Source organism: Streptomyces sp. NPDC050564, assembly GCF_044457265.1.
Classification (GTDB): Bacteria; Actinomycetota; Actinomycetes; order Streptomycetales; family Streptomycetaceae; genus Streptomyces.
Genome location: NZ_JBITGS010000003.1, coordinates 334,778 through 356,203, shown reverse-complemented (window position 1 = coordinate 356,203; position 21,426 = coordinate 334,778). Strand labels below are relative to the sequence as shown.

Below are 21,426 nucleotides of genomic sequence, written 5' to 3'. Positions count from 1 at the left end.
GAGGACCGTGGCAGCCCACGACGACGACATGAACCGCGGCATCCGCCCGGGACGAGGGTCCGATGACCCCGCCGGGCAGATTGCCTACCTTGAGCAGGAGATCGCCGTCCTGCGACGCAAGCTCGCCGACTCTCCGCGTCACACGAGGATTCTCGAAGAGCGGATCGTCGAGCTGCAGACCAACCTGGCCGGCGTATCCGCACAGAACGAGCGGCTCGCCAACACGCTCCGTGAGGCCCGCGACCAGATCGTGGCCCTCAAGGAAGAGGTCGACCGGCTCGCACAGCCGCCGGCAGGCTTCGGTGTCTTCCTCACAGTGAACGAGGACGGCACGGCGGACATCTTCACCGGGGGCCGCAAGCTCCGGGTGAACGTCAGCCCCAGCGTGGAGCTCGAGGAGCTCAGGCGTGGCCAGGAAGTGATGCTCAACGAAGCCCTCAATGTGGTCGAGGCCATGGAGTACGAGAGCGTCGGCGACATCGTCACCCTCAAGGAGATCCTCGAGGACGGCGAGCGCGCCCTCGTGGTGGGGCACACCGACGAGGAACGGGTGGTACGGCTCGCCGAGCCGCTGCTGGACGTCACCATCCGCCCCGGCGACGCCCTGCTTCTCGAACCCCGTTCCGGCTATGTCTATGAAGTTGTTCCGAAGAGCGAGGTCGAGGAGCTCGTCCTCGAAGAGGTCCCGGACATCGGCTACGAGCAGATCGGCGGCCTGGGAAACCAGATCGAGATGATCCGCGACGCGGTCGAGCTCCCTTACCTCTACCCCGACCTCTTCAAGGAGCACGAACTGCGCCCGCCCAAGGGTGTGCTGCTGTACGGGCCGCCCGGATGCGGAAAGACGCTCATCGCCAAGGCCGTCGCCAACTCGCTGGCCAAGAAGGTCGCCGAGGTCACCGGGCAGGCCACGGGCAAGAGCTTCTTCCTCAACATCAAGGGCCCCGAGCTCCTGAACAAGTACGTCGGCGAGACCGAGCGGCAGATCCGCCTGGTCTTCCAGCGTGCGCGTGAGAAGGCCAGCGAGGGCACCCCCGTCATCGTCTTCTTCGACGAGATGGAGTCCCTGTTCCGCACCCGTGGGTCGGGCGTCAGCTCGGACGTGGAGAACACCATCGTCCCCCAGCTGCTCGCCGAGATCGACGGCGTGGAGGGCCTGGAGAACGTGGTCGTGATCGGCGCCTCGAACCGTGAGGACATGATCGACCCCGCGATCCTGCGCCCCGGACGCCTCGATGTGAAGATCAAGATCGAGCGCCCGGACGCCGAGGCGGCCAAGGACATCTTCCAGAAGTACCTCACCGAGCGCCTCCCGCTGCACGCCGACGACCTCGGCGAGCACAGCGGCGACCGGTCGGCGACGGTCCACGGCATGATCCAGACCGCCGTGGAGCAGATGTACGCCGAGTCCGAGGAGAACCGCTTCCTCGAGGTCACGTACGCCAATGGCGACAAGGAAGTCCTGTACTTCAAGGACTTCAACTCCGGCGCCATGATCGAGAACATCGTCGGCCGCGCCAAGAAGATGGCCATCAAGGCCTTCCTCGAACAGAACCAGAAGGGCCTTCGGGTCTCCCACCTCCTCCAGGCCTGCGTGGACGAGTTCAAGGAGAACGAGGACCTGCCGAACACCACCAACCCGGACGACTGGGCCCGCATCTCCGGCAAGAAGGGCGAACGGATCGTGTACATCCGTACCCTGGTGACCGGAAAGCAGGGTGCGGACACCGGACGCTCCATCGACACGGTGGCGAACACCGGTCAGTACCTGTAAAAGACAGGGCGGCTGCGGGTGCCCTCACCGGGTGCCCGCAGCCGACTGTTTTCCGGGTCACGGCTGGAGCAGAGCAATGACGCAAATGATCTCCCCACCAGCGCAAAGGCGTTCTAGGCTCTTTCGTACCGCCGAGTCGCGCGTTGCGGGGACGGGCACCGCACACGCACCGGAGCACCAGCGGTACTTGAGCAGCGTCCCCGACCGAGGGCGCCGCCGGGCAAGGAGGGCCGCATGACCGTACGGCGAGTAATGGGCATCGAGACGGAGTACGGGATCTCCGTCCCCGGTCACCCCAACGCCAATGCCATGCTCACCTCGTCCCAGATCGTCAACGCGTACGCGGCGGCGATGCACCGGGCGCGCCGCGCCCGCTGGGACTTCGAGGAGGAGAACCCGCTGCGGGACGCGCGAGGCTTCGACCTCGCCCGCGAGGCCGCCGACGCCAGCCAGCTCACCGACGAGGACATCGGCCTCGCCAATGTCATCCTCACCAACGGCGCACGACTGTACGTCGACCACGCACACCCGGAGTACAGCGCCCCGGAGGTCACCAACCCGTGGGATGCCGTCCTGTGGGACAAGGCCGGCGAGCGCATCATGGCGGAGGCCGCGGAGCGCGCTGCCCAGCTCCCCGGCGCCCAGCCGATCCACCTCTACAAGAACAACACCGACAACAAGGGCGCCTCGTACGGCACACACGAGAACTACCTGATGAAGCGGGAAACCCCCTTCTCGGACATCGTGCGCCACCTCACTCCGTTCTTCGTCTCACGCCAGGTCGTCACCGGAGCGGGCCGCGTCGGTATCGGTCAGGACGGGCACGAGCACGGCTTCCAGCTCAGTCAGCGAGCTGACTACTTCGAGGTCGAGGTGGGTCTGGAGACCACCCTGAAGCGCCCGATCATCAACACGCGTGACGAGCCGCACGCGGACGCCGAGAAGTACCGCCGGCTGCACGTGATCATCGGCGACGCGAACCTCTCCGAGATCTCGACCTATCTGAAGCTGGGCACCACGGCGCTGGTCCTGTCCATGATCGAGGACGGCTTCATCGCTGTCGACCTGGCCGTCGACCAGCCCGTACGCACCCTGCACCAGGTCTCTCACGACCCCACACTGAAGCGGCTCGTCACGCTCCGTAGTGGACGCACCCTGACGGCCGTACAACTGCAGATGGAGTACTTCGAGCTCTCGCGCAAGTACGTGGAGGAACGGTTCGGGGCCGACGCCGACGAGCAGACCAAGGACGTCCTGCTGCGTTGGGAGGACACCCTGAACCGCCTGGAGAACGATCCGATGAGCCTCTCCGGAGAGCTGGACTGGGTCGCCAAGCGGGAGCTCATGGAGGGCTACCGGCGTCGTGACAGCCTCGACTGGGACGCCGCCCGGCTGCACCTGGTCGACCTCCAGTACGCCGACGTACGGGCCGAGAAGGGCCTCTACAACCGTCTGGCGGCGCGCGGCAAGATGAAGCGCCTCCTGTCCGAGGCGGACGTCGACCGCGCCCGCACCAAGCCGCCGGAGGACACCCGCGCGTACTTCCGCGGGCGCTGTCTGGAGCAGTACGCGGACGACGTGGCGGCGGCCTCCTGGGATTCGGTGATCTTCGATCTGCCCGGCCGGGACTCGCTCCAGCGCGTCCCAACCCTCGAGCCGCTTCGCGGAACGCGTAATCACGTCAAGGAGCTCCTCGACCGCTGCCGTACGGCCGAGGACCTGGTCAGGGTGTTGTCGGGCGGCTGAGCGGCCCGGGGAGCGCACGGGCCGGTCGGGGTGGAAACAGGCGACGTCCGGGAATCATCGAGGTGGCCCCCGGACGTTGTAGCAACTGCGGGGCCGATGTCGGACCCTGCTTGTAGGGTCTGATCAAGAACGTCGAACCGAGCGGGGTGAGGGTTATGGCGACCAAGGACACCGGCGGCGGACAGCAGAAGGCAACGCGTTCCACCGAGGAGGTCGAGGAGCAGACGCAGGACGCGCAGGCATCCGAGGACCTCAAGGAGCGCCAGGAGAAGCTGTCGGACGACGTCGACTCCGTGCTGGACGAGATCGACGACGTCCTCGAGGAGAACGCCGAGGACTTCGTGCGTTCCTTCGTCCAAAAGGGCGGCGAGTAACGCCAGTTGTCCGTCCCGGAGCCGACCCGATCCAGCTGGTCGGCGCCGGGACGGATGACCGGCGTTCGCGCGGGTATGGTCCGTGCACAGATTTGATGATCGGCTCGGCCGTCCACGGCGGGCCGCAGCCTACGTGGAAGGAATCGCGTGGAAGCCAACCCTCGTAGCACCGGGCGTCTGCCGGCTGCCTTCCTGACGCCCGGCTCGTCCTCGTTCATGGACTTCCTGGCCGAGCACCAGCCGGAAATGCTCCCGGGCAAGCGGCAGCTGCCGCCCGTCCAGGGCGTGATCGAGGCCCCGCACGGCACGACCATCGTCGCCGTCACGTTCCCCGGTGGCGTGGTACTCGCCGGCGACCGGCGGGCCACCATGGGGAATGTCATCGCGCAGCGCGACATCGAGAAGGTCTTCCCGGCCGACGAGTACTCGGCGGTGGGCATCGCGGGTACGGCGGGCCTGGCCGTCGAGATGGTGAAGCTGTTCCAGCTGGAGCTGGAGCACTTCGAGAAGGTGGAGGGCGACACGCTCTCCCTGGAGGGCAAGGCGAACCGCCTCTCCACGATGATCCGTTCCAACCTCGGCATGGCCATGCAGGGCCTCGCCGTGGTCCCGCTCTTCGCCGGGTTCGACGTGGACCGCGGCAAGGGCCGCATCTTCTCCTACGACGTCACCGGTGGCCGCTCCGAGGAGCACGGCTTCGCCGCCACGGGCTCCGGCTCGCTCTTCGCGCGCGGCGCGATGAAGAAGCTCTACAGCAATGACCTGACCGAACAGCAGGCCACGACCCTCGTCGTCCAGGCGCTGTACGACGCGGCCGACGACGACTCGGCGACCGGTGGCCCCGATGTCGCCCGCCGGATCTACCCGATCGTCACCGTGATCACCGAAGAGGGATTCCGTCGTCTCACCGACGAGGAGTCCTCCGAGATCGCCCGCTCGATCCTGGAGCGGCGCCTTGAGCAGCCCGACGGCCCGCGGGCCGCGCTGCTCTGAGTCCGGCTCTTTACCAAGGTGATCCAGTGACTTCGACAGAAAGGGACGGATAACCGGTGTCGACGCCGTTCTATGTCTCACCCCAGCAGGCCATGGCCGATCGGGCCGAGTACGCCCGCAAGGGCATCGCCCGCGGCCGCAGCCTGGTCGTGCTGCAGTATGCCGACGGCATCGTGTTCGTCGGCGAGAACCCGTCCCGTGCGCTGCACAAGTTCAGCGAGATCTATGACCGGATCGGCTTTGCGGCCGCCGGTAAATACAACGAGTACGAAAACCTGCGGATCGGTGGTGTGCGTTACGCCGATCTCCGTGGTTACACCTATGACCGTGATGACGTGACCGCTCGGGGTCTGGCCAATGTGTACGCCCAGACTCTGGGCACGATTTTCTCCTCGGCGGCCGAGAAGCCGTACGAGGTGGAACTGGTTGTCGCCGAGGTGGGGGAGACCCCCGAGGGTGACCAGATCTACCGGCTGCCGCATGACGGGTCGATCGTGGATGAGCACGGTTCGGTTGCGGTCGGTGGCAATGCCGAGCAGATCAGCAGCTATCTGGATCAGCGGCACCAGGACGGGATGTCGCTCGCGGAGGCGCTGAAGCTGGCCGTGCAGTCGCTGTCGCGGGAGCCGAACGGCGGCGAGCGGGAGATTCCCGCAGAGCGCCTGGAGGTTGCGGTGCTGGACCGGACGCGGCCGCAGCAGCGGAAGTTCAAGCGGATTGTGGGGCGTCAGCTGGACCGCCTGCTGGAGGCGGGTGGCGCGGAAACCGCCACGGAGGCCGAGGACTCCGACGACGAGGAGTGACCTCGGCGTTGTGCTTGCCCATCGCGCGCCCCGGCCTTGGATCGGCCGGGGCGCGCGTGACGTTTCGGTGCGGCTCTGCGAGGCGGGGGCGCCTGCCGGTCGGTGAGTGGGTGCGTGTGTCGCCGTGGTCGGCCGGGGCCGCGCCGGTACATCGGCCCGCATCCGAACGGATCGGCAGGCCGGAAGGCCGGGGCTGAGCTCGGGGCCTACGGTCGGCGCCGGAACCGCTCGGCGCCAGCCAGCCCGTCCGGCGGTTGGTAGGGCGGAGGCCGTTCAGGCCGATGCGGGGGTCTCGGGGCGGCAGCCCCCAGGTAGTGGCGGGAGGGGGCGAAAACCCTTCCGGGCCGGCATCGGCGCCAGGTGCGGATGCGGTGGGCCGGCTAGTCGCGGCGCCGAGGGGGGCGGGGTGGGGCTGTGGAGCCTCGTACGACCAGTTCGACCGGGATGTCGCCCTGTGGGGGCGTGCGGGCGTCCAGGACGGCCAGGAGGGCTTGCATGCCGCGTTCGCCGAAGAGCTCGGCGTCGAGGCGGACGGTGGTCAGTTCGGGGTCGATTGCTCGGGCCAGGGCCAGGTCGTCCAGGCCGGTGATGGAGATGTCGTCGGGGATGTGCAGGCCCAGGCGGCGGGCCGCCTTGTAGGCGCCGGCGGCGAGCTTGTCGTCGTCGCAGACCACGGCGGTGGGGCGGGGCCCGGGGGCGGACAGGGCGGCCGCCGCGGCGGCGAGGGCGTCGTCGATGGAGATGGGGGCGCGGGTGGTGCGGAGGTCTGTGCCCGGGACCTGGGCGATGCGGGTGGCGAGTTCGCGGGCCCGTACCTCGAAGGTCCAGGAGGCGATGTCGGCCGCCAGATGCAGGAAGCGCCGGTGCCCCAGAGCGAGGAGGTGTTCGGCGACCTGCCGGACGCCGTCCCTGATGTCGAGATTGACCGTCGCCGCGCCCAGGCTGCCCTCCGGGTCGCTGTCGAGCATGACCAGCGGGAGCTGGTCGCCGCGGATCGCCGTGAGGGCGTCGGCCGCCATGGAGGAAGCGATCACGCCGTCGAGGGCGGCTGCCGCCGAGCCGAATGGGTTGCGGGCGGGGCCGATGCCCTCGGGGGACGGGTACAGGACCACGCCGAAGCCGTGCTCGGCGGCGACGCGGGCCGCGCCGGTGTAGACACCCGCGAAGAACTCCGTGGTGAGCGCGGGGACCACCAGCAGGACCGTACGGGTGCGGCCCAGGCGGAGGTTGCGGGCGGCCAGGTTCGGGCGGTAGCCGAGTTCCTGGGCGGCCTCCCGGACGCGCTCCGCCGTGGCCTCGGAGACCCGGCCGCGCCACTTCTCGCCGAGCACCAGTGAGACGGCGGCCTGGGACACTCCGGCGGCCTGGGCGACGTCCCGGCTCGTAGGGCGCGTGCTACCTCGTGCCACCGTCGACCTGCTCCCTCGTCTGGACTCCCGGACAGCGCACATGGTACGTATGACACGGGTAGTTATACGTAAAACTTGAGTTCACTGGATCGACTGGGGCGCTTCGTCGGCCGGGGTGCTTCGGAGAGAAGGCGGACATGGCTGAGGGATACCTGGAGATCCTCAGGACGAGGCATGCCGCACGGCTGCTCGTCGGCACGCTCACAGGGCGGCTGCCCAACGCCACCGCCGCCATCGCCGTCGTGCTCTTCATCCGCGCGGAGGGCGGCACGTACAGCCTGGCCGGCGCGCTGGCCGCCGTCTACGGGGTGGCCAACGCCGTGGGTCAGCCGCTGCTCGGGCGGCTCGTGGACCTCTACGGGCAGCCGCGCGTCCAACTGCCGGCCGCGCTCGTCTCGGCCCTCGGGATGAGCCTCTTCGCCTTCGCGGGCACGGACCCGCTGCCGCCGGCGTACGTGTCGATGGCCGTGGCCGGGCTCTTCACCCCGCCCCTGGAGGGCGGCCTGCGTGCGCTGTGGCCCTCCGTGCTCCGCAATGAGGACCAGGTGCACACCGCGTACGCCATGGACGCGGTGGCACAGGAAGTCATGTTCACGGTCGGGCCGCTGCTCGTGACGCTGTGCGTGTCGCTCTGGTCCGCGCAGGCCGCGCTGCTCGTCCTGAACGTCATCGGTGTCCTCGGCGCCCTCTCCGTGGTCCTTTCGCCGCCCTCGCGCGCGTGGCGCTCGGCCCCGCGCGAGGCCCACTGGCTCGGCGCGCTGCGCTCGGCCGGGCTGCTGGCCCTGCTCGGGGCGTTCCTGTTCGTGGGGATCGCGCTGGGCTCCATCACGGTCGCCGCGGTGTCGTACGCCGACGGTCACGGCGGGGACGCGGTGTACGGCTGGCTGATGGCGGGCATCGGTCTCGGCGCGCTCGTCGGAGGCACCGTGTACGGCATGCGGCAGTGGGGCGGCACGCCCGAGCGGCGACTGCGGATGCTCGTCGCGCTTCTGGCGGTCTGTTACGTGCCGCTCACGCTGGTGCCCGGCCCGGTGGCCATGACGGCACTCACCACGCTCGCAGGAGTCTTCCTGGCCCCGTGCATCGCCTGTGCCTTCGTCCTCGTCGACCGGCACGCGCCGCGCGGCACCGTCACCGAGGCGTTCTCCTGGCTTGTGACGACGTTCACCGTGGGAGCGTCCGTCGGAACCGGCCTCGCGGGCCCCGTAGTCGAGTGGGGCGGGGCTGTCTGGGGCTTCGCCGTGCCGGGGGCCGCGGGCGCCGCCGCGCTGGTGGTTCTGCTGGCCACGGGGCGGGTCCTCGCAGCTACCGGGAAGGGTGCGGTGGTTGCGGTCTCATCGGAAAATGATCCAAACCGTGCCGTCGAACCCCGTTTCAGCTCAGGGGATCGGGCGTAATGTTCAGTCATGGACCGCCGCATTTTCGGGCTGGAGAACGAGTACGGCGTCACGTGTACGTTCAGGGGACAGCGTCGCCTGTCTCCCGACGAGGTGGCGCGGTACCTCTTCCGCCGTGTCGTGTCATGGGGCCGCAGCAGCAATGTCTTTCTGCGAAACGGTGCCCGCCTCTATCTCGACGTGGGATCACATCCGGAATACGCGACACCCGAATGTGACAACGTGACGGAACTCGTCACCCACGACAAGGCCGGCGAGCGCATTCTCGAAGGACTCCTGGTGGACGCCGAACGACGCCTGCACGAGGAAGGAATCGCGGGCGACGTCTACCTGTTCAAGAACAACACCGACTCGGCGGGCAACTCCTACGGGTGCCACGAGAACTATCTGGTGGCCCGGCACGGGGAGTTCTCCCGACTCGCGGACATCCTCATTCCATTCCTCGTCACCAGGCAGCTCCTGTGCGGTGCCGGCAAGGTGCTGCAGACTCCGCGCGGCGCCGTGTACTGCGTCAGCCAGCGCGCCGAGCACATCTGGGAGGGCGTCAGCTCCGCGACGACCCGCTCCCGGCCCATCATCAACACACGGGACGAGCCGCATGCCGACGCCGAGCGCTATCGCCGGCTGCACGTCATCGTCGGCGACTCGAACATGTCCGAGACGACCATGCTCCTCAAGGTCGGCGCCACCGATCTCGTACTGCGCATGATCGAGGCGGGCACGGTCATGCGCGACCTCACCCTGGAGAACCCGATCCGGGCGATCCGCGAGGTCAGCCACGACATCACGGGCCGCCGCAAGGTGCGCCTGGCCAGCGGCCGTGAGGCCTCCGCCCTCGAAGTGCAGCGCGAGTACTACGAGAAGGCCGTGGACTTCTGCGAGCGCCGCGGCATCCGCACCGGCACCGTCGAGCAGGTCCTCGAGCTGTGGGGCCGCACGCTCGACGCGATCGAGGCCGAGGACCTCGACCGGATCGGCACCGAGATCGACTGGGTGATGAAGTACAAGCTCATCGAGCGGTACCGCGCCAAGCACAACATGACGATGTCGCACCCGCGGGTCGCGCAGATAGACCTCGCCTACCACGACATCCACCGTCGCCGTGGCCTGTACTACCTGTTGGAGAGGAAGGGGCAGGCCGCCCGGATCTGCAACGACCTGAAGATCTTCGAGGGCAAGTCCGTGCCGCCCCAGACCACCCGGGCGCGGCTGCGCGGTGACTTCATCCGGCGCGCGCAGGAACAGCGCCGTGACTTCACCGTCGACTGGGTCCATCTGAAGCTGAACGACCAGGCGCAGCGCACCGTGTTGTGCAAGGACCCGTTCCGTTCCGTCGACGACCGGGTGGAGAAGCTGATCGCCGGAATGTGAGCCGGCTCCGGCCCGCTCGCGTGCCGAACCGGATCCGGATGCCCGATGCCCGGAGGTGACCACCTCCGGGCATCGGGCATCTTTGGTGCTACGGCGCCGGTTGTTGCCCACGGTGTGTGCGTGGCCGTGAGAGAGATGTCACGATTCCCCGCGTAGGGCGGTCTGGGTGGAATCATCCCTTCCTGTGGGTGTTCAGGGCTGTCCGTCATAGCAAATCGCCACGAAGTGGTCGCCGTTCACGGTGGGCCCTCTATCACGCGAGATCGAACAGCCCTGTGCGACGCGCCGGAATCCAGGTCGGTCGGGCTCACCTCTGACGTGCCGTCCGGGCGAGATATCCCTGGTCCGTCTCCTTTGTCTGCTGTTAGCTTCGGCCCATCGGCATGACCATGACCAAATCGCCGATATCGCTGCGGATTCCCCTGTCCGGGGGACATTCCGCGTTCGCAGCAACCACACATACGGGGGCTCATTTTGCGCTCTGTCAAGACAAACGGACGCGCGGCGCTCGTTCTCGCCACAGCGGGAACCGTGATCGCGACCGCACTGGTCGGAGTGTCCGCTTCACCCGCAGCGGCGTACTGCCGCAGTGGCATGACGAAGTGGAACAGCACCTCCAGCGCGAAGACCATCGGCGCCAACACCACGTTCCCCAGCGGGCTGCGGAACGGCCTCAACGGCGGCCTGAAGCAGTGGAACCGCAGCAGCTCCGCGCTGCGGTACAACTCGCCCGTGTACACCGGCGGCTGGCAGATCTACGCCTTCCGCGCCTCCTACAGCTACACCAGCCTCATGGGCAACGCGCCGGGGTACGCCGCCACTCAGGTGTCGGGACGCACGCACAACGGCGGAACGCTGCACCTGTCCAACCGCTTCACCTGGGTGAACGCCAGTCAGAACATCGGCCAGGGCAAGGCGGACGTCCAGACGGTCGTCGTGCACGAAGTCGGTCACTTCACCGGCCTCGCCCACCCGTGGCCCGGCCCCTGCACGGACGGGTCGGCGTACACGGCCGCGGAGAAGGGGTCGGTCATGACGACCATCAACACGGGGACCCGGCGCGCTCTGAACAGCGACGACATAGCCGGCGTCCGGGCCATCTACTGACGGGGGAAGCAGAAATGAGTGCAGTTCGCACAGTGAGGCCGCGCGCCCTGGTGCGTGCCTCGGCCGCTCTCGCCCTGCTCGCCCTCGGCGCCTCGGCGTGCGCCGGGTCCACCGGCGGGGGGCACGAGGGCACGGCGAAGAAGTCCGGCACCAAGGCCGTGCGCGTCATCGAGGGGCACCCGTACGCCGTCGACAGCAGCCCCGCGGCCGCGATCGCGTTCCCGATGAACGAGAACGTCTTCGAGGGCACGGTCGTGGACCGGCGTCCCGATGTGCACGCCACGGACGTGCTCGACGACGGAACGAAGTTCGAGGTCGTGTACACGCCCGTCGTCGTCAGGGTCGACACGGTCCACAAGGGCGCGCTGAAGAAGGGCGCCGAGGTCGTCGTACGGTCCATGGGCGGCACCGCCGACGGAGTCCGGTACGCGATCGAGGAAGCCCCGGCCAAGAAGACGTTCACGAAGGGCACTTCGCTGGTCGTCTTCGGCAGCGAGTACACGGCCGTGGACTCGGAGAGCGGACCGGCCATCACGCCCAACTTCCTCTACCGGGAAACCGGTGACACGGTCGTGGACGCCACTTACGCGCGCGGTGCGTACGACGGAGGGCCCGCCGACCGGATGAACCGGACGGAGTTCCTTCGAAAGCTCCGCCCGCTGTCCGTGAAGACGGCCTCCTGACGGACCGTCCGCGGGTCGCTCAGGGCTGACAGTCGCCCGGACCGGTCACCGGTCCGGGCGACGGCGTGTCTCGCGTCAGACCGTACGGGGTGCAAGTAGGTCGTAGAGTGGCGGCCATTGCCCCCCACCCCCGACTCCCAGTTGGACTGATGAACTACAACGTGAAACGACGTGCCGTCGCGCTGCTGGCCGTTCCCGCCCTGTTGTTCACCGCCGCGTGCGGATCGGACAACAAGAGTGACAGCGAGGCGTCAGCGGGCGTCGCTCAGGTCAAGGGGGAGTTCGGGGCCAAGCCCGAGATCTCCGTGCCCAAGAGCGGGAAGCCGTCCGACAAGACCGTGGTCAAGACGGTCTCGACGGGCAGCGGCGCCGTGATCAAGGCCTCCGACTTCGTCCGGCTCGACTGGACCGTCGAGAAGTGGGGGAGCAGTCAGGCGCTGGGTGGCACCTGGGCCTCGGCGACCACCGGCTCCAGTACCCCGCGGCAGCAGTCCGTCGACCAGATCGGCAAGCAGAGCCAGCAGCTGCCCGCCAAGGTCCTGGACGCCGTGAAGGGGCAGAAGACGGGCAGCCGGATCCTGGTGCAGGGCACCGCCGGCGACCTGATCGGCGCGGGGCTGAACACCTCCTCCGGCATCACCGCCAAGGATGTGCTGATCTGGGTGGTCGACGCGGTCGGCTCCGCCGGTGTCGACGCCAAGGCCTATGTCAAGGGGACGCAGGCGGCACCCGAGCCGGGCATGCCCACGGTGTCGGCCCCCGCGCCGAAGGCGGCGACCATCACCATCCCCAAGGACACCAAGGCGCCCAAGGACCTCAAGGAGCAGGTGCTGATCAAGGGCACCGGCAAGAAGGTGGAGGCCGGCCAGGGCCTCATCGCCCAGTACACAGGGGTGAAGTGGGAGGACGGCAAGAAGTTCGACTCCTCCTGGGACCACGGTGGCGCCACCGCCTTCCAGATCGGCACCGGCTCCGTGGTGGCCGGCTGGGACAAGGGCCTCGTCGGCAAGAACGTGGGCGACCGCGTCCTGCTGGTGATCCCGCCCTCCCTCGGCTACGGCGCCAGCCCCAGCAGCGAGCTGGCCAAGAACACTCTCGTCTTCGTGGTCGATATCCTCGGCACGGTCTGACCACAGAGTCTGTGAGACTGTCCGGGACGCAGGCCGTGCAACAAGGAGTAATGAAGTGAGCATCGAGAAGCCCGAGATCGACTTCCCGGGCGGCGAGCCCCCGGCGGACCTCGAGATCAAGGACATCTGGGAGGGCGACGGCCCGGTCGCCAAGGCCGGCGACTTCGTCAAGGTCCACTACGTGGGCGTGGCCTTCTCCACCGGCGAGGAGTTCGACGCCTCCTGGAACCGCGGCACCCCGCTCGAGTTCCAGCTCGGCGTCGGCCAGGTCATCAGCGGCTGGGACCAGGGCGTGCAGGGCATGAAGGTCGGCGGCCGCCGCCAGCTGATCATCCCGGCGCACCTCGCGTACGGCGACCGCGGCGCCGGCGGCCGTATCGCCCCCGGCGAGACGCTGATCTTCGTCTGCGACCTGGTTTCGGTCTGATCCTCGCCGCGATCAGGTTCCGGTCCGATCATCACGAGGGCCGGACTTCGGTCCGATCCTCACACGCCGTGTGATCAGGGTCTGACCGGACTCGATCACCTGGGGCCCATGCCTGTCCGGGCATGGGCCCTCGGCTTTTGCCGCGACACTCCGGAGCGGTACGGTCATCGGTCGGAAGCACCATAGGGAAGGGCATCGATGGCCATTGCCAAGGCCGAGCGGCTGATGAACCTGGCGCTGTGTCTGCTCGGGACACGGCGGCCGCTCAGCAAGCGCGAGTTGCGCGAGTCCATCGAGGCCTATCTGGAAGCGGGCTCGGACGACTCCTTCAACAGGATGTTCGAGCGTGACAAGGACGATCTGCGCGAACTCGGCCTGGTCATCGAGACGGTGGAGAACCTCGACGGCGAGGTCGGCTATCTCGCCCGCCGCGACAGCAACCGGCTGCCACCCATCACGCTCGACGCCGAGGAGGCCGCCGCCCTCGGTCTCGCCGCCAAGGTCTGGCAGCAGGCTCGCCTCGCCGGCGCGGCGAGCGGTGCCCTGCAGAAGCTGCGGGCGGCGGGCCTGCCCGAGGACGTGGACCCGTACGAGGCCCATGGCGCCCTGGAGCCGCACATCCCCGTCCACGAGGCGGCCTTCGAGCCGCTGATGCTCGCCTGCCGCGACCGCCGCCCCGTCGTCTTCGACTACCGCAAGGCCACCGCCGCGCACCCCGAGACCCGGCACATCGAGCCGTGGGCCCTGGAGTGCTGGCGCGGCCACTGGTATCTGGCGGGCTGGGACCGCGACCGCGGCGCCGAGCGTGTCTTCAGGCTCTCCCGGATCACCGGCAAGGTCCGCGCCCGCGCGGGGCGCTACACGGCCGAGGTGCCCGACGTCGTCACCGTGCGCGAGACCGTCGCCGGCTGGGCCGGGGAGATCGCCGACCGCTCCGCGCTGATCCGGCTGCGCTCCGGCTCGGGCTACCCCCTGCGGGCCAAGGCCGTCTCCGTACGGGAACTGGGCGACGGCTGGGACGAGTTGGAGATTCCGTACGGGCACGGCCTGGACGCCTGGCTCGTCGAGTTCGGGCCCGACGTGGTGGTCCTGGAGCCCGCGGAGCTGCGGGCCGACGTCGTGGACCGGCTGCGCGCCGTGGCCAAGGGCTGAGGGGGAACGTAAGAAAGTGGTAGGAAAACCGGCCAGGCCCACGAACGCGATCGACCAGACCCGGCGGATGCTCTCCCTGGTGACCTATCTCCGTGAGCGCCCCGGCGCGCGCGTCGGCGACGTCGCCCGGGCCTTCGGGATCACCGAGGACGAGCTGATCTCCGATCTCGACGTGCTGCCGCTGTGCGGCACCAGCTTCCGCGGCGGTGATCTGCTCGATATCGACACCGACGGCGACCGGATCTGGTGGCACAACCCGGACGATGTCGCGGAGCCCCTGCGCATCGCCGCCGACGAGGCGACCGCGCTGCTGGTGGCAGCCCGTGCCGTGTCCACGCTGCCCGGCCTTCGCGAGGGCGACCGGCAGGCGCTGCTGCGCGCCACCGCCAAGGTGGAGGCCGCCTCGGGCGAGGCGGCGGGAGCCAGCTCCCGGCTCTCGGTGACCTTCGAGTCCGAGGGCGGGGTCTTCGCGGACGTCGACCGGGCGATCTCCGAGCGGCGCCGACTGTGGATCCGTTACTACTCGCCCTCGCGGGACGAGCTGACCGAGCGCGAGATCGACCCGATCCGCCTGGTCAGCGTCGGGCACACGTACGTGGAGGCCTGGTGCCGCCGCTCCGAGGCGCGCCGCACCTTCCGGCTGGACCGGGTCGCCGAGATCCGCATCCTGGACGAGCCGTCCGCGCCGCCCGAGGTCGAGCTGCGGGACCTCTCCGAGGGGCTGGTGCAGCCCGCCGCCGAGGATCCCGAGGTCGTCGTCGAGGTCGGGCCGGGCGGCCGCTGGGTCGCCGAGTACTACCCGCACGACAGCGCGGATGAGCTGCCGGACGGCGGCCTGCGTATCACTCTGCGGACCCCCGATCCCGCCTCGCTGCGACGGCTGGCGCTGCGCCTCGGCGGTGACGGCCGGATCGTGTCGCCGCAGGACCTCGCGGACAGCGCGCGGCAGGCGGCTCGCGAGGCGCTCGCCGCCTACGACGGGCTCGACGGGCTGCACGGGGATCAGGACGGGCCGTACGACAGGCAGGAGCAGGGCCTTTGAGCACGTCGTCGATGTCTGGGATGTCCGGTGCGCCGGAGCGGACCGGCACGTCCGGGAGGGCCGGAGCGCCGTCGGGTGCCCCGGAGATGTCGGTCGTGACGGCCTTCGCCGGGATGAGAAGGGTGGTCGATGTGATGTTCAAGGCCGCCTGCCCCGACTGCCGGGCCGGGTTCGAGCTCACGGCGAGCGCCCTGCGGCTGGCGATCGGCGGCAGCAGCCGCACCACCTTCTACTCCTTCACCTGCCCCGAGTGCGGCTCCGCCGTCCGCAAGCCCGCGGGTGAGCGCATTGTCGAACTGCTCACCGGCGGCGGGGTGCGGACCCTGCGCCTGCACTCCACCCTCTAGGGTCGACGTCATGTTCTGGCCGATGTTTGCGATCGCTGTGGGATTCGTGGGAATCGCCGTACTCGGCGTGCTCGCCGTCCGTGTCTTTCTGGAGGCGGAGCGTCTGGGCCGACAGGTTTCCGACTCCGCGCGCCGCATCAGCAGGGCCGCGGAGGATCTGGAGCGGGCAACCGTGAGTACGGCGAGCTCTGTGGATGCCCTGTGAGTCGTGAGCGCGTTGCGCTTTGAGTGGCTTTCGCCCTGTCACCTTTCCGGCAACGGCAGGTACGCTGCTGGTCGCGGCCCGGAGAACGAGGCGCGAGTCGCGAACTGGGAGTACGCACAGGGATTGCCCCGCGTTTACCCCTGAGCGTTACGATCGCTGTCAACACGACGATCGGACAGATGTCCGGCCGATCGGACAGCACCCCGACCATGCAGCCTCGGTGAGAAGGTAAAGACTTATGTTCGGAAGGCTCGGAGCTCCCGAGATCATTCTCATCCTCGTCGTCATCATCCTGCTGTTCGGCGCGAAGAAGCTTCCGGACATGGCTCGCTCCCTCGGCAAGTCCGCGCGCATCCTCAAGAGCGAGGCCAAGGCGATGAAGGACGAGGGCAGCACGCCCACCCCGGCCGGCCCGCCGAACACCGACGAGCAGCCCCCCGCGCAGCGCACCATCCAGGCCGCCCCCGGCGACGTGACCAGCTCGCGCCCGGTCAGCGAGCCGACGGACACGACCAAGCGCTGACGCAGGGCCGGTGACCTCCGGCCCGCCGCACGAGATGGGAACGTGGGTTGCTCAAGTCTGCCCGCAACAAGGAGAAGGATCCCGAGGGGCGGATGCCCCTCGCGGAGCACCTTCGTGAGCTTCGGAACCGGCTCGCGAAGGCGATGCTGGCCATCGTCATCGTCACGATCGTGGCCGCCTTCTACTACAACGACATCATCAACTTCTTCACCAAGCCGGTCCTGGACTCGGTCGGGTGTCCGAAGACCTTCGCCGAGCTCGCGAAGATGCCCAAGGGCAAGCAGTGCGCGCAGATCACCATCAACGGTCTGCTCGCTCCGTTCACCCTGGCCCTGAAGGTGTCGTTGATGGCCGGCGTCGCCCTCGCCTCGCCGGTGTGGCTCTACCAGCTCTGGGCGTTCGTCGCGCCGGGCCTGCACAAGAGTGAGAAGAAGTACGCGTACGCGTTCGTCGGCACCGGTGTTCCGCTCTTCCTCGGCGGCGCCTTCTTCGCCTACAGGGTGCTGCCCACCACCGCGAAGGTCCTGATCGACTTCACGCCGAACGGCGTCAACAACCTGCTGCCGCTGGACGATCTGCTAGACCTCGTCACGCGCATGGTGATCGTCTTCGGTCTCTCCTTCGAGCTGCCGCTGCTGCTGGTCATGCTCAACCTCACGGGCATCCTCACCGGTAAGCGGATGCTCGGCTGGTGGCGCGGCATGATCATGGGCATCACGGTCTTCGCGGCCCTGGCCACGCCCAGCACCGACCCGCTGACCATGCTGGCGCTCGCCGGACCCATCTGGATCCTGTACTTCGGTGCCGTCGCCTTCTCGCTTCTCAACGACCGCCGCAAGCAGCGCCGCGAGGCCGAGGGCCCGGCCGACGACGAGGCCTCCGACCTCGACCTCACACCCGAGGACGTCGGCGAGGTCGAGACCGTGTCGGCCAGCCGGGCACTGCCGGAGCAGGCGAGTTCGGACCGGGTCAACGGTTATGACGACGTGACCTGACAAAGCGCTCGGACCTCGTAGGGTCAGGGCCGTGACCAGCGAGATCACCCTCTTCGTCAATCCCACCGCGGGACGCGGCCGGGGCGCCCAGGCGGCGCTGCCGGCCGCTTCGGCTTTGCGGGCGGCGGGATTCTCCGTCCGCACGATCCTCGGCGAGAACGCGGACGACGCCCTCACGCGCGCGCGTGCCGCTGTCGAGGGCGGCACCGGTGCCCTCATAGCCGTCGGCGGTGACGGCATGGCGAACCTGGCCCTGCAGGCCGTCGCCGGGACCCGCACCCCGCTCGGCCTCGTCGCCGTCGGCACCGGGAACGACTTCGCGCGGGCGCTGGGTCTGCCCGTACGCGACCCCGCGGCCGCGGGGCGCGGGATCGCCGAGGCCCTCAAGGCGGCGCGGCTGCGCGACGTCGACCTGGGGCGGGTGGGCGACACCTGGTTCGGCACCGTCCTCGCCTCCGGCTTCGACTCCCGGGTCAACGACCGCGGAAATCGCATGCGATGGCCCACAGGGCGCTTCAAGTACGACCTCGCCATGCTCGCCGAACTGGCCGCCTTCAAGCCCTTCCCGTACCGGATCACGCTCGACGGCGGCGAGGTCCAGGAGATCGAGGCGACGCTCGTGGCCGTCGGCAACGGATCGTCGTACGGCGGCGGCATGAGGATCTGCGCGGACGCGGACCTCGGTGACGGGCTGTTCGACATCACGGTCGTCGGAGACTGCAGCCGTATGACGCTGCTCACAGTGTTCCCGAGGGTCTACAAGGGCACCCACCTCGACCACCCCAAGGTCACCGTGTACCGGGCCGCCAAGGTCGAACTCGTCGCGGAGGGCATCACCGGGTACGCGGACGGTGAACCGCTCGGCCCGCTGCCGCTCACCGCGCGCTGCATACCGGCGGCGGTGCGGGTGGCGGTTCCCTGAGCTGCGAGGACTGCGGGTCTCACAGCATCGGATCCGAATATTGATCGTCCTGTTGTCAGTGCCTCCCGGTAGTCTCGAAAGCACGATGACAGAGGACCTCTCACCGGCCGAGCGGTACGCGGCAGCACGACAGCGCGCTGTCGAGCAGGCCACCGCGCTCGCCTCCTTCCGCGAGATGTACGACTTCGGCCTCGACCCCTACCAGATCGAGGCCTGCCAAGCCCTTGAGGGGGGCAAGGGCGTCCTGGTGGCCGCGCCCACCGGTTCGGGCAAGACGGTCGTCGGCGAGTTCGCCGTCCACCTGGCCCTCCAGCAGGGCAAGAAGTGCTTCTACACGACGCCGATCAAGGCGCTCTCGAACCAGAAGTACGCCGATCTGTGCCGCCGTTACGGCGCGGAGAAGGTCGGCCTGCTCACCGGCGACAACAGCGTCAACTCCGAAGCCCCGGTGGTCGTGATGACCACCGAGGTGCTGCGCAACATGCTGTACGCGGGCTCGCAGACCCTCCTCGGTCTCGGCTATGTGGTCATGGACGAGGTGCACTACCTCTCCGACCGATTCCGCGGCGCCGTCTGGGAGGAAGTGATCATCCACCTCCCCGAGTCGGTGACCCTGGTGTCGCTCTCGGCGACCGTGTCGAACGCGGAGGAGTTCGGTGACTGGCTGGACACCGTGCGCGGCGACACCCAGGTGATCGTCTCCGAGCACCGGCCCGTGCCGCTGTTCCAGCACGTACTGGCCGGGCGCCGGATGTACGACCTCTTCGAGGAGGGCGAGGGCCAGAAGAAGGCCGTCAACCCCGATCTCACGCGCATGGCGCGGATGGAGGCCAGCCGGCCGTCGTACCAGGACCGCAGACGGGGCCGCGCCATGCGCGAGGCCGACCGTGAGCGGGAGCGCAGACAGCGCTCCCGCATGTGGACGCCGGGCCGCCCCGAGGTCATCGAGCGGCTCGACGCCGAAGGGCTGTTGCCCGCCATCACGTTCATCTTCAGCCGCGCGGCCTGCGAGGCCGCGGTCCAGCAGTGCCTGTACGCGGGCCTCAGGCTGAACGACGACGAGGCGCGGGCCAGGGTGCGCGAACTCGTGGAGGAGCGTACGGCCTCCATCCCGACCGAGGATCTGCACGTCCTGGGCTACTACGAGTGGCTGGAGGGCCTGGAGCGCGGCATCGCGGCCCACCACGCGGGCATGCTGCCGACGTTCAAGGAGGTCGTCGAGGAACTCTTCGTACGCGGCCTGGTCAAGGCCGTCTTCGCGACGGAGACCCTTGCGCTGGGCATCAACATGCCCGCCCGCTCGGTGGTGTTGGAGAAGCTCGTCAAGTGGAACGGCGAGCAGCACGCCGACATCACCCCCGGCGAGTACACCCAGCTGACCGGCCGCGCCGGGCGCCGCGGCATCGATGTCGAGGGCCACGCGGTCGTGCTGTGGCAGCGCGGCTTCAGCCCCGAACATCTTGCGGGACTCGCGGGCACGCGCACGTATCCGCTCCGCTCGAGCTTCAAGCCGTCGTACAACATGGCGGTGAACCTGGTCGAGCAGTTCGGGCGGCACCGCTCGCGCGAGCTCCTCGAGACGTCCTTCGCGCAGTTCCAGGCCGACAAGTCGGTCGTCGGGATCTCCCGGCAGGTGCAGCGCAACGAGGAGGGTCTGGACGGCTACAAGGAGTCCATGACCTGTCACTTGGGCGATTTCGACGCGTACATGCGGCTGCGCCGCGAGCTCAAGGACCGCGAGACCGAGCTGGCGAGGCAGGGTGCCTCGCAGCGTCGTGTGGAAGCGGCCGTCGCCCTGGAGAAGCTCAAGCCCGGTGACGTGATCCACGTTCCGACCGGAAAGTACGCGGGACTCGCGCTGGTGCTGGACCCCGGGCTGCCCGCGGGCCGGTCGAACGGCCACCGCGGCTTCGAGCAGCACGACGGCCCGCGCCCGCTGGTACTCACCGCCGAGCGCCAGGTGAAGCGGCTGGCCTCGATGGACTTCCCGGTCCCGGTCGAAGCGCTGGACCGGATGCGGATCCCCAAGTCCTTCAACCCGCGCTCGCCGCAGTCGCGTCGCGACCTGGCGTCCGCGTTGCGCACCAAGGCCGGGCACCTCGTCCCCGACCGGCACCGCAAGAAGCGGTCCGAGGCGGCCGACGACCGCGAGATCGCCCGGCTGCGCACGGCGATTCGGGCCCACCCCTGCCACGGGTGCAACGACCGTGAGGACCACGCTCGTTGGGCCGAGCGCTACCACCGGCTGCTGCGCGACACCACGCAGCTGGAGCGCCGCATCGAGGGCCGGACGAACACCATCGCCCGCACCTTCGACCGCATCGTCGCCCTCCTCACCGAGCTGGACTACCTGCGCAGCGACGAGGTCACCGAACACGGCAAGCGGCTCGCCCGGCTCTACGGCGAACTCGACCTGCTCGCCAGCGAATGCCTGCGCGCCGGGGTCTGGGAAGGGCTCAACCCCGCCGAACTGGCCGCCTGCGTCTCGGCGTTGGTGTTCGAGTCCCGGGTCGCCGACGACGCCATGGCACCGAAGGTGCCGTCCGGCAAGGCCAAGGACGCGCTCGGCGAGATGGTCCGCATCTGGGGCCGCCTCGACGCGCTGGAGGAGGACTTCCGGATCACCCAGACCGAGGGCGTCGGCCAGCGCGAACCGGACCTCGGCTTCGCCTGGGCCGCGTATGAGTGGGCTTCCGGCAAGGGGCTCGACGAGGTGCTGCGCGAGGCGGAGATGCCCGCCGGTGACTTCGTGCGCTGGTGCAAGCAGGTCATCGACGTACTGGGCCAGATCGCGGCCGCCGCACCCGTCTCCGGCGGCGGGAGTTCGACGGTCGCGAAGAACGCGCGCAAGGCGGTCGACGGGCTGCTGCGCGGGGTCGTGGCCTACTCCTCGGTGGGCTGAGCCGACCGGTTCCGTGGCGCGCCGCCTTCTTGATGTCAGGGAGGCGGCGCGCTCTTTCGTTCCGGGGCTTGTACGGGCCGGGCGCGCGCATGCGTACGAGGGCCGAGCGGGGCTGTGGAACAGG

20 protein-coding genes are annotated in these 21,426 nt (G+C 68.9%); 19 read left to right on the top strand and 1 reads right to left on the bottom strand.

From position 1 onward, the window contains the following. The first annotated feature begins 7 nt into the window (after nt 1-7). The 5 genes from arc to prcA all read left to right on the top strand — a co-directional run bounded on the left by arc (nt 8) and on the right by prcA (nt 5,690). Nucleotides 8-1,774, top strand: coding sequence for a proteasome ATPase (gene arc / locus ACIBK0_RS07515; RefSeq protein WP_399076640.1), 1,767 nt, complete (start codon nt 8-10; stop codon nt 1,772-1,774). A 234-nt stretch (nt 1,775-2,008) separates the two neighbouring features. Next, nucleotides 2,009-3,520, top strand: a complete 1,512-nt coding sequence (gene dop, locus ACIBK0_RS07510; RefSeq protein ID WP_399076637.1) for a depupylase/deamidase Dop — start codon at nt 2,009-2,011, stop codon at nt 3,518-3,520. Nucleotides 3,521-3,675: 155 nt separating this feature from the next. After that, nucleotides 3,676-3,894 (top strand): ubiquitin-like protein Pup, encoded by a 219-nt coding sequence (locus tag ACIBK0_RS07505; protein ID WP_006350198.1) that lies wholly within the window; start codon nt 3,676-3,678, stop codon nt 3,892-3,894. A 147-nt stretch (nt 3,895-4,041) separates the two neighbouring features. Next, nucleotides 4,042-4,887, top strand: coding sequence for a proteasome subunit beta (prcB, locus tag ACIBK0_RS07500; protein ID WP_399076635.1), 846 nt, complete (start codon nt 4,042-4,044; stop codon nt 4,885-4,887). Between the two features lie 56 nt (nt 4,888-4,943). Next, complete coding sequence (gene prcA / locus ACIBK0_RS07495; RefSeq protein WP_369245386.1) at nt 4,944-5,690, top strand: proteasome subunit alpha; 747 nt, start codon at nt 4,944-4,946, stop codon at nt 5,688-5,690. 380 nt (nt 5,691-6,070) lie between these two features. Here prcA and ACIBK0_RS07490 read toward each other — a convergent pair whose 3' ends face one another. Continuing rightward, the gene (locus ACIBK0_RS07490) at nt 6,071-7,099 is read right to left on the bottom strand and encodes a LacI family DNA-binding transcriptional regulator (protein ID WP_399076631.1); all 1,029 of its coding nucleotides are present in this window, start codon (nt 7,097-7,099) and stop codon (nt 6,071-6,073) included. Between the two features lie 137 nt (nt 7,100-7,236). Here ACIBK0_RS07490 and ACIBK0_RS07485 point away from each other — a divergent pair, with 137 nt between their 5' ends. From ACIBK0_RS07485 to ACIBK0_RS07420, 14 genes are all read left to right on the top strand, one after another. After that, nucleotides 7,237-8,496, top strand: a complete 1,260-nt coding sequence (locus ACIBK0_RS07485) for an MFS transporter (RefSeq protein WP_399076629.1) — start codon at nt 7,237-7,239, stop codon at nt 8,494-8,496. Between the two features lie 9 nt (nt 8,497-8,505). Next, nucleotides 8,506-9,867: a Pup--protein ligase gene (gene pafA / locus ACIBK0_RS07480; protein WP_059196529.1), complete on the top strand. Its 1,362-nt coding sequence runs from the start codon at nt 8,506-8,508 to the stop codon at nt 9,865-9,867. Between the two features lie 531 nt (nt 9,868-10,398). After that, a complete protein-coding gene (locus ACIBK0_RS07475; RefSeq protein WP_399076626.1) occupies nt 10,399-10,974 on the top strand; it encodes a matrixin family metalloprotease in 576 nt (191 codons plus the stop codon). A 14-nt stretch (nt 10,975-10,988) separates the two neighbouring features. Then, a complete protein-coding gene (locus ACIBK0_RS07470) occupies nt 10,989-11,657 on the top strand; it encodes a hypothetical protein (protein ID WP_399076624.1) in 669 nt (222 codons plus the stop codon). Nucleotides 11,658-11,806: 149 nt separating this feature from the next. Continuing rightward, entirely contained in the window at nt 11,807-12,787 is a 981-nt protein-coding gene (locus ACIBK0_RS07465; RefSeq protein WP_399076622.1) for an FKBP-type peptidyl-prolyl cis-trans isomerase, read from the top strand. Nucleotides 12,788-12,842: 55 nt separating this feature from the next. Further along, nucleotides 12,843-13,214, top strand: a complete 372-nt coding sequence (locus ACIBK0_RS07460; RefSeq protein ID WP_369245382.1) for an FKBP-type peptidyl-prolyl cis-trans isomerase — start codon at nt 12,843-12,845, stop codon at nt 13,212-13,214. 198 nt (nt 13,215-13,412) lie between these two features. Further along, nucleotides 13,413-14,366 (top strand): helix-turn-helix transcriptional regulator, encoded by a 954-nt coding sequence (locus ACIBK0_RS07455; RefSeq protein ID WP_399076620.1) that lies wholly within the window; start codon nt 13,413-13,415, stop codon nt 14,364-14,366. 16 nt (nt 14,367-14,382) lie between these two features. Then, the gene (locus ACIBK0_RS07450; RefSeq protein WP_399076618.1) at nt 14,383-15,408 is read left to right on the top strand and encodes a helix-turn-helix transcriptional regulator; all 1,026 of its coding nucleotides are present in this window, start codon (nt 14,383-14,385) and stop codon (nt 15,406-15,408) included. A gap of 20 nt (nt 15,409-15,428) precedes the next feature. Further along, on the top strand, nt 15,429-15,755 hold the full coding sequence (locus ACIBK0_RS07445; protein WP_399076616.1) for a hypothetical protein: 327 nt from the start codon (nt 15,429-15,431) through the stop codon (nt 15,753-15,755). A 10-nt stretch (nt 15,756-15,765) separates the two neighbouring features. Further along, the gene (locus ACIBK0_RS07440; RefSeq protein ID WP_399076614.1) at nt 15,766-15,960 is read left to right on the top strand and encodes a hypothetical protein; all 195 of its coding nucleotides are present in this window, start codon (nt 15,766-15,768) and stop codon (nt 15,958-15,960) included. A gap of 238 nt (nt 15,961-16,198) precedes the next feature. Next, complete coding sequence (gene tatA, locus ACIBK0_RS07435; protein WP_399076612.1) at nt 16,199-16,483, top strand: Sec-independent protein translocase subunit TatA; 285 nt, start codon at nt 16,199-16,201, stop codon at nt 16,481-16,483. A 47-nt stretch (nt 16,484-16,530) separates the two neighbouring features. Then, complete coding sequence (tatC, locus tag ACIBK0_RS07430; protein ID WP_399076610.1) at nt 16,531-17,478, top strand: twin-arginine translocase subunit TatC; 948 nt, start codon at nt 16,531-16,533, stop codon at nt 17,476-17,478. A gap of 31 nt (nt 17,479-17,509) precedes the next feature. Then, a complete protein-coding gene (locus tag ACIBK0_RS07425) occupies nt 17,510-18,400 on the top strand; it encodes a diacylglycerol kinase (RefSeq protein ID WP_399076608.1) in 891 nt (296 codons plus the stop codon). 40 nt (nt 18,401-18,440) lie between these two features. After that, nucleotides 18,441-21,302, top strand: coding sequence for a DEAD/DEAH box helicase (locus tag ACIBK0_RS07420; protein WP_399076606.1), 2,862 nt, complete (start codon nt 18,441-18,443; stop codon nt 21,300-21,302). Nucleotides 21,303-21,426: the final 124 nt, after the last annotated feature.